Source organism: Bradyrhizobium sp. UFLA06-24 (assembly GCF_054967145.1).
This window is the reverse complement of record NZ_JADFUE010000070.1, coordinates 1-13,310: the sequence shown is the minus strand read 5'-3', so window position 1 is coordinate 13,310 and position 13,310 is coordinate 1. Positions and strand designations below refer to the sequence as shown.

The window sequence follows — 13,310 nt, the reverse complement described above, 5'->3', positions numbered from 1 at the left end:
TGCTGGCGGGGTTTTCAGTTTTCGAGCGACAAAATTGGCAGCGGGCTTGCATTGCTGCCAAGGGGCGGAGATCGAGGAGGAAAGAGTGCCGATATCCGCTTTACTGGCCCGCATCCGCAAGCTTGTTCCCAAGAAGAACGCCCAGCATTACGACGAGATCGTCCGCAGTTTCGGCGTCGGTGCGTTGCGCCCGCCGCCCACTCCAATGAGTGACGGCGAACTCGCGCGCGCCATCGCCGAGTTCCTCAAGGATTCGCCCTCGACGGAATCGGTTGCGGCGCTAGGCCGGCGGCTCGATCCCACCTCGCCGCTTTGAGCGCGATGGGAACAAGTATCTCTCGCGCGCGTTGCTACTTTTCGGTGCGAAGAGGCTCGTCATGCCCGCCTGGCTCGAAGTCTTGCTCAACCTGTCCGGCTATGCCGGCTTCGTGGCGCTCGCAACCAGCGGCGTCGCATGCCCTCGGGAGTCCATCGACGACGAAGTCTCCGACGGCCAACGTTAGGTCTCTTGCGCGGCTCTAATCCCTAGGCTTGTTCGCTCCTGCCTTGGTGTGTTCCAGCTTTGCCTCCGTTTCGTTCGCAAAGAACGAATCGGAATCGACGAAATCAGCGCGCAGCACGTCTTAACAAATCGTTTGCGTGCGAATGAGTGCCGGATGCGGCGAGCGACCATCACGTCGCGCCATCGCTGGAAGGCGCGCCGCAACGCCTGCACCGTCGCGCGCCGGAGGCGCTCAAGCCGCGGCGCGCTTGGCGTTGCCCTTCTCTGAAAAGCATTCCAGGATCTGGATGCGGAGCTCTTCTGCGGCCGGGCCCTCGACCTTCCGGAGTTGATTCCAGAGCCGGATCACTTCGCGTTGTTTCTCGATCGTCATGAGTCATCTCCAAAGTGGATGACTCACTAGAACAAAATGAGAACAAAAAGTCCAGCCCCCGCACGGATTTCCCGTGCATGTCGCGTTGAACCTTTTCGGCGCGCCGCAGACCCATGGAAGCTGGGGATTTCAGCGCCCAGTCAATACGGCGGCGCCGCGGGGACGAACATATTCCGTCACCGCGGCGCTGTTGCTTTTTGGATTTTCAGCCGTACGTTAAAGTCATCGCCGACGGCCAGGCGCTGAAATCCCATCGCCGTCGGCAAGAGAGCCCCGTGCGCAAGCGCGGGGTTTTTCTTTTGGGAGATCGCGCAGACCGCGCGCCAGGGCCGTATCAGACGGCGTCCTTGGCCACCTTCAGCGGCGAGGCCTTCACCGACTTGCTCGCCGGCTTCGCAGCGAACTGCATCGGCTCCTTGGTGAAGGGATTGATGCCCATGCGGGCTTCGGTCGCGGGCTTGTTGACCACCGACATCTTCACGAAGCCGGGAATGACGAACTCGCCGGACTCGTTGAGCTCCTTGTAACCGACCGTCGCCATGTACTCGATGACCGACTTCACGTCGTTCTTCGCAAGCTGCGTGCCTTCCGCAATTGCATCAATCAATTGGGTCTTGGTCATCTTCGCCATGTCTGGATTTCCTCTGAATTGGGTGCGCGCGAGCCGCGCTGTAGCTTTGTCCGGCAAGCGGTAAAACTACGCGGGCAGCGCGTCGGTTCAGGCCGGTGGCCATGAAGCAGCCGGGCTTAGAACCCATTGAGGCCGAAAACGCAAGCAGCAGTTCGACGCGAGTTCCGTCGTGTTCGGCTATTTCTCCTGGGCCATACCGGCGAGATATCTGGCCGGCGGTTTTCCCAGCGCCTTCCTGAACATCGTGATGAAGGCCGTGACGGATTCATAGCCGAGTTCGGCGGAGACCTGCTGCACGCTGGCGCCCGATGCGAGCTCGCGGATCGCAACGATCAGATGCAATTGCTGACGCCAGCGTCCGAAGGTCAGCCCGGTCTCTTTCGCGATCAGACGTGCAAGGCTGCTTTCGCTGAGCGCGACGTGATCGGCCCATTGCGCCAGCGTGCGGCGGTCCGCCGGATTGTCGGCGAGGCTTGCAGCAATATGCTTCAGGCGCGGCTCGCGCGACAGCGGCAGATGCAATTGCTGCACGGGCATGCGCGGCAGCTCGCCGAGCAGCACGCCGATCAGGCGTTGCCGCCTCGCCTCCTCATGCTGCGTGCCGTCGGACAACTCGACGATCAATTCGCGCAGCAGCGGCGAGATCGAGATGGTGCAGCAGCGATCCGGCAGATCGACCAGCTCCGCCTCGACATAGACGAAGAACAGCCGCGCATTCGCGGTGGCGCGGTTGCTGTGCGGCATGCGGCACGGAATCCAGACCGCGCAATGCGGCGGCACCATCCACAAGCCGCTGGGAATGCGACACGTCACGCCGCCTCCAAGCGACACCACGAGCTGTCCCTTGCGGTGGCTGTGCTCGGGCACCTCTTCTTTGGTCCCGTCGGCATCGACGCGCACGGCAATGACGGGCGCGGACCGGTCGTCCACATCCAGATCAACCCAGGGATAGCGGAGCTTTTGCCTGATCATTGACGGTTTTTAGCTATCGATTGAAATTATATGCAAATTCATCCAAGTGCAAAGTCGATATCTTTGGGCTCGCCGCACCCAGGGAGAAGCGAACGTGCATGGCTCGATAAGCTCACACACAGGCCGGCTGGGCCGAACCATCCGCACGCAAGCCGGCGAGGTGCGCGGCCAGCCGCGCGACGAGACCGGCGTGCTCGCGTTCAAGGGTATCCCCTACGCCGCCCCTCCGGTCGGCCCGTTGCGCTGGTGTGCGCCGCAGCCACCGGCGCCGTGGCGCGGGGTACGCGATGCACTCGCCTTTGGCGCGGCAAGTCTGTCCTCGCTCGAAAACGACCCACGGCCGGGACCGCGCGCCGAGGATTGCCTCACGCTCAACGTGTGGACATCAGCACAAGAGGCTGACGAGAAGCGCCCGGTGATGGCCTGGATCCACGGCGGCGGCTTTCAGTTCGGCTCGTCGGCCAATCCCGCCACCGACGGCCGCTTGCTGGCAGCGAAGGGCGTCGTCGTCGTCAGCTTCAACTATCGCCTGGGCATCTTCGGCTTCCTCGCCCATCCCGAGCGCGACGCGGAAGCGCCATCGGGCAATTACGGCCTGCAGGACCAGCTCGCGGCGCTGCGCTGGGTAAAGGCCAATATCGCCGCGTTCGGCGGTGACCCCGACAACGTCACCCTGTTCGGTGAATCCGCCGGCGCGATGGCCGTCGGCCTCTTGATGGCATCGCCGCTCGCGCGCGGGCTGTTCCACAAGGCGATCGCCCAGAGCGGCGCGTTCTGGGATGGCCGCCATGGTCCGTTGCAAACTTACGACGAAGCCCGCGCGCGTGGTCTCGCCTTTGCGCGGCGGCAGGGCGGTGCGTCGATCGCAGCCCTGCGCAGCTTGCCGCCCGAGCAGTTGAATGCAGCCGCGCCCTGGAATTTTGCGCGCGATCACGTCACGCAGGCGTTCTCGCCCAGCATCGATCATCATCTGGTGCCGGAGGTGCCCGCGCGACGCTTTCTGCGCGGCGAGCAGATGCACATCCCGCTGCTCGCGGGCTGGAACGGCGCGGAAGAATTCCCCTTCATCTCGCAAGCGCTTCCGCATCATGAGGCGCAGGCGTTTCGCGCGGCGGCCGAAGCGCTGTTCGGCCCGAACCGGCTGGCGGAGTTTCTCAAGCTCTATCCTGCCGACACCGACGCGCAGGCCAACGCGTCCGCCGCCGCGCTTACCGGCGACATGGTGATCGGCGAGCAGTGCTGGCAGGCGCTGCGTCTGCATCGCAGCCGCACGCGCGCGCCGGTCTACGGCTACCACTTCGTCCACACCTCGCCCTACACACCGATCGCCTCGCACGTGACCGAGATCCCCTTCGTCTTCGGCACACTGACGCCGCAGCGCGTGATCGGCTGCGCTGCGCCGCCTGACGAGGCCGACCGCGCGCTGGCGCGGAGCATGATGCGCTATTGGGTGAACTTCGCGCGATCAGGCGACCCCAATGGATCGGGCCTGCCGCCCTGGCCGGCCTATGACGAGAGCGACGTCGTGCAGATCCTCGGAAACCGCATCGAAGCGCGGCCCAATCCGCACGCGAGGCGCTTCCGCTTCCTCGGCAGCTTCAGGGAAAACGGCGTCCTGCCGATGCGGTGGCGAGCCGACCTGGCGTGCTGACAGGGCCGGCCTGTTCCGCAGCCGGAGTTTTCCACATGAGGCGTCACCTCATCGTGAAACTTTCATCTCGATCGATGTTGTTCAGACTCTGGTAACCCAACGCCGCCACTCTCCCTGCAGTCCTGTTGCGTTGGAGTACCCAAAAAGTGCTGAATTTTGACGAGCTGCGTGAACTCGCAGCCGATGTTCGCGTATTTGTCGATGTCGCCGAAGACAAGGCCGCGGCGCTCAAAACCGTCATCGCGGCCTACGATGTCGTGCTGGCGATCTTCCCGTCCGGAGATGGCATGGGCCTGCACGTCATCAAGGGCAAAGAGATCCTGGACGGAATCGCAAAGTCGCGCAGCCACGCGACCTACAGCCACACGGCAATCGCGGTTCCAGATCTCGAGCATGCCGAAGTGCTGAAGTATCTGACGGCGCCGGCCGAGCAGCGGATCGCGGCCTAACCGGCAAGCGCGCGACAGCGAGCGATCGTCGCTGGCGGTCGCTCTTCAATGCCCCCACAGGGCGACGGCGAAGCCGATCGCGAGAATGCCGAGGCCGATGATGACGCCAGCGGCTTCGGCGGCGTTGTCGACGCCGAACAGTTTGACGATGGCGGTCCCAACCAGATTGAGGACCAGTTCGAAGACGAAGCCGAGCAAGGCGTCGAGCATGGCCGCTCACTCCGCCTTGCCTGAGGTCATGACGTGCAACGCCTCGCCGGTCGTGCCGCCCACCAGATTTCGTTTGAACCAGCTCACGGCGAAGGACCCCTGTTTTCAACCGTTGGTCGTCGCGAGCCTCGTGCGGGTTCGGACCCGGCCATTTGCTTTGTGACGACGGTCACAGCAGGCCAGCCCTCGTCGACGTACTCCTGCGATCACAGGTGCAAGGGGAGCACGCTGCCCGTCGACGGCGGAATGGTCCGCCGCCCGATCTCATCAGGAGAGAACCATGCAGAACAGTGATCACGCACGTGAGGGAATGATCGAGCTGACAGATGCCGAGCTCGAGTCGATTGTCGGCGGGAACTGGCTGGGCGATGCCTTCCGCGCCATCGGCAACGCCATCGTCCATGCCGTCGAGTGGGTCGGCGGCGTCATCGCCGGCGGCTTGCGCGGCCCCGGCTGTTTTCCCGGCCCGTTCGGTCCGGGATCAGGACCGGGCCTGCCGCCGCTGTGATGTCGTTCTTTCTGGCATCGCCACGACAATTGGAGGCCGCCGCGTTGGCGGCCTCTTTGTTTGGCGAGCTGTTTTGCCGCGCGGCGGCACTGGCGCGGGCCACAGGGCCGATCACGCTGGCGGCTTGTGCTTCCGCCGCAGTCCGATGCGCGTGCCGGGAAGACGGAGTCCGAGCTCGATGGCGCGCGACCTGATCGACGCGATCGGCCGCTTCAGCTTCACGATCATCAAGGTCAGGCTCTTTCCGGTTTCACACATGGTGCGAAGCAGCCGGTCGTCGTCGTCCGACCAGCGTTCGTGGTGATAGGTGCGGGCAGCCATGTTCAGCGCCTCTGAGGCCAGTGAGGCAGGGCCAGCGCGTGGGGAATAAGAAGGGCCCGGTCCGGGGCTGTTGGCCGGGTCAGTTGAAGGGCGGCTTGTAACGCTGCCGCCTGGTGCAGAGATAGTTCGGGCGCCTCATGTTTCAATCGCTTTTACGGATTTGTAATCGCGCGCGCACCTGCACGCGCGTCCGCACCTGTTGCAATGATGACGGCGATATCGCGAACGCTGGTCGACGCTAAGGCACGTCGCTCCGATGCGGCCGGCCGATGGAGTGCGGCTTGTTCAGAAAATAATCGCGGTTGCCCGTTGCGGCTTCGGCGTACTGGTCGATGGCAACGATGATGGCCTGGACGTGCGCATAGCACCATCCTTCACGCGTCGCCTTGAGCCGGACATCGTGGAGCGCCGCGAGGAAGGGCGAAAGTTCAGGCTCGTCGCTAAAATACCTGAGAGGCTCCTTCACCGATTCCGTCCTCCGAACACCCTGCCCTTGCGAGGCGGCTCCGCGCCGTTCAGCGCGTCTCGCTGCGCACAGAGGGTCTCGATCCTGGCGTGCATCCGCGACAGCAACGCTTCGGCCGAAGCCGTCCCGATCCCCGCCCGCTGCAGCGTCAGGATGTCCTTCCGTTTCCGCCCTAGCTGGCCCCGCATGGTCTCGATCTCGCGCCTGAGCTGGTTCAGGTCCGGCATGTTCCGCCTCGTCCTGTGAAGATGACCACATGAGAACAAAAACGGAACGAAGAGTCGAGTCCGACGTTGGTCGGAAAAGCAGATTTGTCAGGAAAGGAGAGGTCATGGCTGACAACACGCAGAAGGATCCGAAGGACTGGGTGTCCGGCGATGATCCGATGACCGGCGCGCAGGAATCCTATCTCACCACCCTCGCCGAGCAGGCCCACAAGCCTGTTCCCAACGACGAGCTGAAGCACAAGCTGACGAAAGCCGAGGCTTCCGAACTGATCAACAAGATGAAGCACGAGGCCGGTCTGGAACGCACGCCCCGCCGCAGAGTTGGCCGTGCATGACGACAGAATCCCTCGAGCACCAGGCCCACCGGGCCGAAGCCCTCGCCGCACAAACCGCCGACGAGGAGGTCAAGCAAAACCTCCTCGCGGCGGCGCGCGAGTATCGACGCCGGCTCAAGTCGGAGCCGTTCGAGCCGAAGGCGGAATGGGATCTGCCGAAAGAGATTTCCTGACCCGCCGCGCCGCAGGGCAAAGCGGAGGTATCGCGAGGAAGCCGACATGAGAGACGACCGCACCGGAAACGAGCCCGCGCCGCTGGTGCTGTTCGGCGTCGCCATCATTCCGGTGTTCGCGGTGCTCGCGTGGTTCGCCTTCAGCTAATGATCGTCGCCGCGCTGCCGTTTATCGCCACATCGTGGGCGCGCTCTTCAGCGCATCGATCCCCGCTTCCCTGATATTGTCAGGCGTAGCATCGCGACCCGCCGCCGCGAGGATCTGCGCCGCGACGTGCGCGCGCGTCCCGGTCTGATACTGATCGATCTGTTCGCAGACCTCGTCCAAAATGCTGCGCAGCAAGGCTCTGGTATCGGCATCAAACATGAGAACGCCCCTCAACCTGAAAGGCGCAACATCGCGGCTGCGCAGAGTTCCGGCATTCACACTGGTTAACGCGCGCGATGAAATCGATGCTGCAGAAGCTAAGGCTCGCCGATCCTGGCCGAGCCAATGTCGATCTCGTTCCCAAGGGCGACCGTTCACCGAAGTTCAAGCTTCTTGCCCTAGTCTGGAGTGCTGCCTGGGGATCATCAGCGGGGGCTTGATGAGTGAGGGAGAACAACGCAAGGACAGGCGCGTCGCGTTCGAGCGGCCCATCGACGCGCGCGTCATGGCGATCGACGGTACATGGCAGCGCGCCTGCCGGATCCACGACGTCTCTGAAATGGGCGCGAAGCTGGTGATCGACGGCGCGGTGACGGATATCGGCCAGAAGGAGTTTTTCCTGGTGCTGTCCCCCATTGGCCTCGCCTACCGGCACTGCGAGCTCGCCTGGATCAACGGCGAGTTCATCGGCGTTCAGTTCATCAATCGCGGCAGGGCCGCGAAGCGAGCGCGCCGAGGCGAGACGCTGGTGAAGTAGCAGGCTGATCGCGCGCGCTGCAGCGCGGGCCATCTCATGTGCGGAACGACCATGATTGTGCGGCGAGCTCGATCCCTGTTCGGCGGCCCGGCGCGTAGCGTCCACTGAGTGTCACCGAATTCTATTCGATCGACTTCATGTGCAAGGGCGAACGGCAAGAGCGGTTGAAAGCCTGGGCCGCTGGACTGCGCCTGTCGAACAAGACAAGATGGTTTCAATGTCGGTGCAGCAGATCGCCCAGCGGCCAGCGTGAGTGACGTGCACCGCAATAAAATTCAGAAAACGGCAGGGAAGAACGATGCGGCGAAAGAGACATGTGGTGCTAGATGCTGCGATGGCTTGCCCGGCTCTCATCGCGGCCATCATGGTCATTGCGATCTCGCCGGCAAGCGCCGACGATTCAGCCAACATACCGCCCGCGCTCAAATGCGCCGACTTGACCGGCTGGAAGATGCCGGGATCGACGGCGACAGTCACCAAGGCCGAGGAAGTGCCCGAAGCGCCGCCGGGGACCGTGCAGCCGTCGCCGCCGGCGCCGGGCACCGTGTCGGTGGCGCTGCCGCCGAACTGCCGCGCGGATGGCGTGATCGATCAGCGCGTGGGCGTCGAGGGCAAGTCTTACGCGATCGGCTTTGCCGTCGCCCTGCCCGATCGCTGGAACGGCCGGTTCTTGTTTCAGGGCGGCGGCGGCTTGAACGGCACGATCCGGCCGCCGCTGGGTTACCAGGCGGCCGGAGAGGTGCCGGCGCTGGCGCGCGGCTTTGCCGTGGTCTCGACCGATAGCGGTCATCAGGGCGCGGTGTTCGATGCCTCGTTCCTCAGGGACCAGGAAGCGGCGCTCAACTTCGCCACTGCGTCCGTCGGCAAGGTGACTGATGCCGCCAAGGCGATCGTCGCGCATTACTATGGCCAGCCCGCAAAACGATCCTATTTCACGGGATGCTCGACCGGCGGCCGCGAAGGCATGCTGGCATCGGCGCGCTATCCCGAACAATTCGACGGCATCGTTTCAGGCGCACCTGCGATGCGCACCGGCAATTCCAATATCGGTCTCGCCTGGGCGAACGCTGCCTTCAGCCAGATCGCGCCGAAAGATGCGTCCGGCAAGCCGGAGCCTGCCAAGGCTTTTTCCGCTGATGAGCGCAAGCTGATCACCAACGCGATCCTCGAGGCCTGCGACGCCAAGGACGGCATCAAGGATGGCCTGATCTTCGACGCCAAGGCCTGTCAATTCGACCCAGCGGTGCTCACCTGCAAGGGCGACAAGACCGACACCTGCCTGCCGCCGCCGCAGGTCGATGCCCTCAAGAAAGCTTTTGCCGGACCGAAGAATTCACGCGGCACGCAGGTCTACCCGCCGTACCCGTGGGACAGCGGCGTGGCCGCCGAAGGCGTTGCCATTCCCGGGATCCTGACCACAGGGGCGCGCAGTCCGGTCGGACCGCCTGTCTGGGAAAGCATCAACGTCGATCAACTCGAAGACCGCGTCAACGCGAGCGGGATGGATCGCCTCGCCAACACCGCCTACTGGACCAACCTGTCGAGCTACTTCGGCCATGGCGGCAAGCTGCTGTTTTACCACGGTGCGAGCGATCCCTGGTTCTCGGCCAACGACACTGTGAATTATTACGAGCGCATGGCGGCGGATTCCGGCGGCATGGAGAAGGTGCGGGAGACGTCGAGCCGCGCCTTCCTGGTGCCCGGCATGGGTCACTGCTCGAGCGGCGCAACGCTCGATCATTTCGATCTGCTCAGCGCCGTCGTGACCTGGGTGGAAGACGGCAAGGCGCCCGATGTGGTGGTCGCGACGGGACCAGCCTTCCCCGGCCGCAGCCGCCCGCTCTGCGCCTATCCGCGACATGCACAGTACAAGGGCCAAGGCGATCCGGAGAGCGCGGAGAATTTTGAGTGCAGGTAGGGAGATTACTGAAACTCTCGTATCTCACTTCAGGATGCAGTCCAGAACTGTCACCTCAATTCTCGAATTCAGAAAATCTCTTTGAAAGAGGATGCGACGCTGGATCAGATCACATGGACGCTAAAATACCCGGTATCGAGCAGCCGCTACCTAAGTGAAAATGGCTTATCGAGCTTCGCACGCTGATCAACGGGCGTCGACCACCACTGCAACTCGAGCTGCATCGTGACAAGTTGCCAAAGAATGTTCTCAATCGCCTTCGTTGGATATGTCACAGTCTCTGGCAGCTTGGGCTCAGCCAGCCGTCTCGACACGCCCGGCGCGGGCGGCGCTGTATTTGCCGAAATCTCGGCCTGGAGTGTCTTCTGGATTTCTCGTAGTCGGCGGGCCGCGCCCAGGGCGGCACATTGAAGTTTAGGGACGCTGGCCCGATGAACAGTTTTCACAGCGCGGTCTCCTCACACTGACTTTGACGGCGAGTTTTAACTGCCGGCGAGCAGTAACGCGACCAGTACGCGCGCGTAGTTTAGGCGACGCACTGTAACGCTAGTCCCACCAATTGGCGGATTTGCTGCGCCGGTGCCAACAAGTCTCAGGGCTTCTTTGCATGTTAGCAAAGGATAGCGAACGCTAACGGAGGAGTCCGGCGGCAATCGCACGAGCGACTTCCTCTCGGCTTTCTTCCGCCAAGTAAGCCCGAAACGGGATATCGGTCTGCAGCAAGCTCTGGAAGCTCGTCCCGAGCCGCGCAATGATTTCAATCATGGCGCGGAGCTCATCCATGGTGATCGACTTCTTGCGGCTATGCACTCGCAGGTGAGCGATATCCAGATTACGGAAATGCTTCAGTCTCCCGTGCACTGTCCAATCGATTGAGCGATAGACCTCGAGAAACTCGGCGATGCGTGACGGACGCTCGTCAAGAAGGTCTTCACCTCGCCGCCCCTCGATAGCCGTTAAGAGTTCGGCCTGTGTCTCGGGCTCCTTCAGCCCATGATAAACCGCCTGGAAGCTGACGGCTTCTTCACTTCCATCAAGCAATATTTCTACCCGCGTGAGAGCCATTGTCATGGCATCACGCTGCAGGACAGCAATGGGATGCCGCCAGGCGCCGCCTGGGTCGAATCGGCTCAACAGATGTTCGTCAGCCCATCGGACGCACCAAAAGACCATAAACAGCGTGTGGCGACTGTCAGAAGTCGCTCCGCATTCTCCATGATGAACGTGGCATTGACCATCGAAGCTACATCTTGAGAGCTGCTGTAAGGTAAGCCACGATTATGTGAATAGTAAGAGCGGCTACTTGGCCGATGGCCGCACCAGCGGGCCCACATCGCCGCTCGCGCATTCTTCTTGGACTGTAGATTGAGGGCGTCTGAAAACGGGCCCTGTCCGTCCCAATTGTCAGAGGTATGTGGCGGCAACTTGAGTACTGACGCCTCAAGCCAGATTTTGGCCGCCATCATCGCGCACAAGGCCGAACTCAAATTGAAAATCGCTTCGACCTTGTCCCACTCTGTCATTGCCGTAACCTCTCGGATTTATCCGCGACCTGCATAGGAGGCCGCGTTCTCGTCGTGCAGCTGCGCCCCCTCGATGTACCCGCCCGTCGCGTCGCCCTCCGATGCCGCAACGAATCACGGAGACAGTGCACTAAACTTCTTGTCACGGCCGTACTCGGCAGCTCGGGGCCCCGGCTCGCATCCCGTCAGTTGAGTGCACTACGGTTTGACTGACGTCTAGGGGTATAAGAGCGAACTATTCGTGCCGCTTGTAGCTAAGACCTTCGCTTATCCTTGTCGAACCGGTCGAATTGGCATCGGGCTGTGACCAATTTGGAAAATGAATCCCCGGTTTTGTCGTGGCTATCTCTCGCTTTTCCGCACTTTCTGGAAGAGTGAACAAGTCTTTGTCAGGTGCTCGCGGGGGCGCATTACGAATTTCCGCGTTCACGTACGCGTTTACTTTAAACCTGGTGATGAGAACGAAGAAGATTCCAACAACGAACACGATCACGCCAGGAGCCGCGTCCGACATTTCGGTCTTGAAACCTAATGCAGATGCCGTCCAACTGGTATGCCCGACCGCGCCTGAAAGGCCGAGGATCACTCCCGCTAAAATGCACGCGCCGCCCATGAGCAGGCCGACGATCGAGTAGATGAACTTGTACCTCATTCCGATACGGTGAAGTTCCGGGTCTATATGGCTCATGCAATGCCCCCGTTTATTCATCATAAAGCACAACTAATACTTGAAATTCTGAGGTTGCGCAAAGCCTGTCTGACTTTGTGCTCTTGTTTTTGGGTGGGCCCATGTGTCGGACCTTCCCTTCGGCAAGACCGAAATCGAGCGTACGGGCGTCCAGGCCGGGCGTCAGCGCAGGGAAGTCCTGCAGCTCAAGCCGGCAGGAGTAGCGCCAGCCTCGGCAGAAGCTCTTCTCAGCCGCATGCAAACCAACGTGGATGATCTCGCGACCCAACTGGACAGATGAAGAGGGCGAAAGCATCGCTGCTAGGGCTGTCATTGCAACTACAAGAATTCTCGCCAATCCTCAAAGCGGCCACTATTAAACGCTCGCACAAAGCGTTGCCACCGCGAGGGAGGAAAAGTGAACTTCTCGTCCCAATCGGACCAGAGCTCCCGCGGAGGTATCAAGTTCTTCGCGACGGATTCGCTCCAATCTCCTGCCCTCATTTTGTTGAGCCCCAGTCGAAATCGATACTTATATCGACCATGAATTCCATTGTATCGTTTGAGGAGCTCTTCGCACAGCATCATGCTAAATGTGATGCAATCATCGACCTGATAGATCAACGCATCGATGTTGTTGCGGAATCGTTGGTCGACGGATTCACCGCCCGGATAGCCAAGATAGAATTGAATGCGCTCAACGTGAGTGGGCGGCTTGTTCTTCTGGAACGCGTCGATCAGCTCGTTGCGAGTCCTAATGGACGCACGGAGATCCTCAGCTGAGGCGTGCATTTGGACTGCAAGAGACATGCACTTCATGTTGACCAGACACTTCTCGATAACTGTCGTCATCAGCCGATCGGTAGGAAGGCTAATCATCGAAAGCGTATTTAGATCTAAGCTCAAATTGAGTGGCGTCTTATTCCAATGCGCGATCATGAAGTCGATCTGGGCGCGATCGAAACGGTCCTTCATGGGCTTGATATGCTGCCCCTTTATCGCGAGCGCGCTGTTTGTGATCGTCTGACTAAGCGAGTACGCGGCGCGAACAGCTTTCAATTCATCAACGATCCGGCGCTTGTGAGCAGCGCGGCTAGTCAGCCAAGCGCCGAAGACTGTGCCCGCGGCGCCTGTGACGAATCCGACGACAGCGGTGCCGCTCCACAACAAATCGATTATCAGGGAGAAAACGCTCTTGGGGGTATCTGCCACCTCTTCCTCAAGCCGGCTTGGGGACCCTCATAGGAAAATTCTATAAATTCCGCAACCGCAGCGCGATGGCTAGGGCATGTTTTGAGGCTAGGCACGGTCGCAACTCCAGCAGGAGCAGTCAACCGGTGGCATGGCTTTTTGATAGCCTGCTAGATGCCCGGCGGCGGAGGGCGATGGAGCTGGATTCGCAGATACCCGTACTTCCGCAGCGATCTAATCCTCACGCACACGTTTCCCCCGCCCCCTGCCCCTGTCTCTTATACACAT

The 13,310-nt window shown here is 61.4% G+C and carries 21 protein-coding genes; 9 read left to right on the top strand and 12 right to left on the bottom strand.

The annotated features are described in order from the left end of the window. Positions 1 to 85: 85 nt before the first annotated feature. Both IF809_RS32805 and IF809_RS32800 read left to right on the top strand, forming a co-directional pair. Entirely contained in the window at positions 86 to 316 is a 231-nt protein-coding gene (locus IF809_RS32805; RefSeq protein ID WP_462839592.1) for a hypothetical protein, read from the top strand. Between the two features lie 61 nt (positions 317 to 377). Further along, positions 378 to 503: a hypothetical protein gene (locus IF809_RS32800; protein ID WP_462839583.1), complete on the top strand. Its 126-nt coding sequence runs from the start codon at positions 378 to 380 to the stop codon at positions 501 to 503. Positions 504 to 734: 231 nt separating this feature from the next. On the opposite strand, the gene IF809_RS32795 is transcribed toward IF809_RS32800, so the two are convergent. The 3 genes from IF809_RS32795 to IF809_RS32785 form a co-directional block, all read right to left on the bottom strand. Next, positions 735 to 875 carry a hypothetical protein gene (locus IF809_RS32795; RefSeq protein WP_164938668.1) on the bottom strand — a complete coding sequence of 47 codons (141 nt, stop codon included), beginning with the start codon at positions 873 to 875 and terminating at the stop codon, positions 735 to 737. A gap of 334 nt (positions 876 to 1,209) precedes the next feature. Next, on the bottom strand, positions 1,210 to 1,506 hold the full coding sequence (locus IF809_RS32790) for an HU family DNA-binding protein (RefSeq protein WP_057754729.1): 297 nt from the start codon (positions 1,504 to 1,506) through the stop codon (positions 1,210 to 1,212). Positions 1,507 to 1,683: 177 nt separating this feature from the next. Next, a complete protein-coding gene (locus IF809_RS32785) occupies positions 1,684 to 2,475 on the bottom strand; it encodes an AraC family transcriptional regulator (RefSeq protein WP_462839591.1) in 792 nt (263 codons plus the stop codon). A 97-nt stretch (positions 2,476 to 2,572) separates the two neighbouring features. Between IF809_RS32785 and IF809_RS32780 the strand changes: the two genes are divergently transcribed. After that, the gene (locus IF809_RS32780) at positions 2,573 to 4,129 is read left to right on the top strand and encodes a carboxylesterase/lipase family protein (protein WP_462839582.1); all 1,557 of its coding nucleotides are present in this window, start codon (positions 2,573 to 2,575) and stop codon (positions 4,127 to 4,129) included. A gap of 146 nt (positions 4,130 to 4,275) precedes the next feature. Further along, complete coding sequence (locus IF809_RS32775) at positions 4,276 to 4,578, top strand: hypothetical protein (RefSeq protein ID WP_128966136.1); 303 nt, start codon at positions 4,276 to 4,278, stop codon at positions 4,576 to 4,578. A gap of 45 nt (positions 4,579 to 4,623) precedes the next feature. On the opposite strand, the gene IF809_RS32770 is transcribed toward IF809_RS32775, so the two are convergent. Continuing rightward, positions 4,624 to 4,788: a hypothetical protein gene (locus tag IF809_RS32770; RefSeq protein ID WP_462839581.1), complete on the bottom strand. Its 165-nt coding sequence runs from the start codon at positions 4,786 to 4,788 to the stop codon at positions 4,624 to 4,626. Between the two features lie 280 nt (positions 4,789 to 5,068). Here IF809_RS32770 and IF809_RS32765 point away from each other — a divergent pair, with 280 nt between their 5' ends. Beyond that, entirely contained in the window at positions 5,069 to 5,296 is a 228-nt protein-coding gene (locus IF809_RS32765; RefSeq protein ID WP_128966135.1) for a hypothetical protein, read from the top strand. 111 nt (positions 5,297 to 5,407) lie between these two features. On the opposite strand, the gene IF809_RS32760 is transcribed toward IF809_RS32765, so the two are convergent. The 3 genes from IF809_RS32760 to IF809_RS32750 form a co-directional block, all read right to left on the bottom strand. Then, complete coding sequence (locus tag IF809_RS32760) at positions 5,408 to 5,617, bottom strand: hypothetical protein (protein ID WP_462839580.1); 210 nt, start codon at positions 5,615 to 5,617, stop codon at positions 5,408 to 5,410. 238 nt (positions 5,618 to 5,855) lie between these two features. After that, positions 5,856 to 6,083, bottom strand: coding sequence for a globin family protein (locus IF809_RS32755; protein ID WP_128966133.1), 228 nt, complete (start codon positions 6,081 to 6,083; stop codon positions 5,856 to 5,858). Then, positions 6,080 to 6,310 (bottom strand): hypothetical protein, encoded by a 231-nt coding sequence (locus IF809_RS32750; protein WP_453991114.1) that lies wholly within the window; start codon positions 6,308 to 6,310, stop codon positions 6,080 to 6,082. Before IF809_RS32750 ends, IF809_RS32755 begins: the two co-directional genes overlap by 4 nt. Before the next feature lie 104 nt (positions 6,311 to 6,414). On the opposite strand from IF809_RS32750, the gene IF809_RS32745 reads away from it, so the two are divergent. Further along, positions 6,415 to 6,645, top strand: coding sequence for a DUF3072 domain-containing protein (locus tag IF809_RS32745; protein WP_462839579.1), 231 nt, complete (start codon positions 6,415 to 6,417; stop codon positions 6,643 to 6,645). Continuing rightward, positions 6,642 to 6,818, top strand: coding sequence for a hypothetical protein (locus tag IF809_RS32740; RefSeq protein ID WP_462839578.1), 177 nt, complete (start codon positions 6,642 to 6,644; stop codon positions 6,816 to 6,818). The genes IF809_RS32745 and IF809_RS32740 overlap by 4 nt, the downstream gene beginning before the upstream one ends. Before the next feature lie 169 nt (positions 6,819 to 6,987). Here IF809_RS32740 and IF809_RS32735 read toward each other — a convergent pair whose 3' ends face one another. Continuing rightward, a complete protein-coding gene (locus tag IF809_RS32735) occupies positions 6,988 to 7,185 on the bottom strand; it encodes a hypothetical protein (protein ID WP_462839577.1) in 198 nt (65 codons plus the stop codon). 220 nt (positions 7,186 to 7,405) lie between these two features. Here IF809_RS32735 and IF809_RS32730 point away from each other — a divergent pair, with 220 nt between their 5' ends. Beyond that, positions 7,406 to 7,723, top strand: coding sequence for a PilZ domain-containing protein (locus IF809_RS32730; RefSeq protein WP_128966129.1), 318 nt, complete (start codon positions 7,406 to 7,408; stop codon positions 7,721 to 7,723). A 298-nt stretch (positions 7,724 to 8,021) separates the two neighbouring features. Then, positions 8,022 to 9,641, top strand: a complete 1,620-nt coding sequence (locus IF809_RS32725; protein WP_462839576.1) for a tannase/feruloyl esterase family alpha/beta hydrolase — start codon at positions 8,022 to 8,024, stop codon at positions 9,639 to 9,641. A 630-nt stretch (positions 9,642 to 10,271) separates the two neighbouring features. On the opposite strand, the gene IF809_RS32720 is transcribed toward IF809_RS32725, so the two are convergent. The 4 genes from IF809_RS32720 to IF809_RS32705 form a co-directional block, all read right to left on the bottom strand. After that, positions 10,272 to 10,775: a hypothetical protein gene (locus IF809_RS32720; protein ID WP_462839575.1), complete on the bottom strand. Its 504-nt coding sequence runs from the start codon at positions 10,773 to 10,775 to the stop codon at positions 10,272 to 10,274. Continuing rightward, a complete protein-coding gene (locus tag IF809_RS32715; RefSeq protein ID WP_462839574.1) occupies positions 10,772 to 11,164 on the bottom strand; it encodes a hypothetical protein in 393 nt (130 codons plus the stop codon). The genes IF809_RS32720 and IF809_RS32715 overlap by 4 nt, the downstream gene beginning before the upstream one ends. Positions 11,165 to 11,399: 235 nt before the next feature. Beyond that, positions 11,400 to 11,852, bottom strand: coding sequence for a hypothetical protein (locus IF809_RS32710; RefSeq protein ID WP_462839573.1), 453 nt, complete (start codon positions 11,850 to 11,852; stop codon positions 11,400 to 11,402). Between the two features lie 318 nt (positions 11,853 to 12,170). Beyond that, complete coding sequence (locus IF809_RS32705; protein ID WP_462839572.1) at positions 12,171 to 13,043, bottom strand: hypothetical protein; 873 nt, start codon at positions 13,041 to 13,043, stop codon at positions 12,171 to 12,173. Positions 13,044 to 13,310 lie beyond the last annotated feature (267 nt).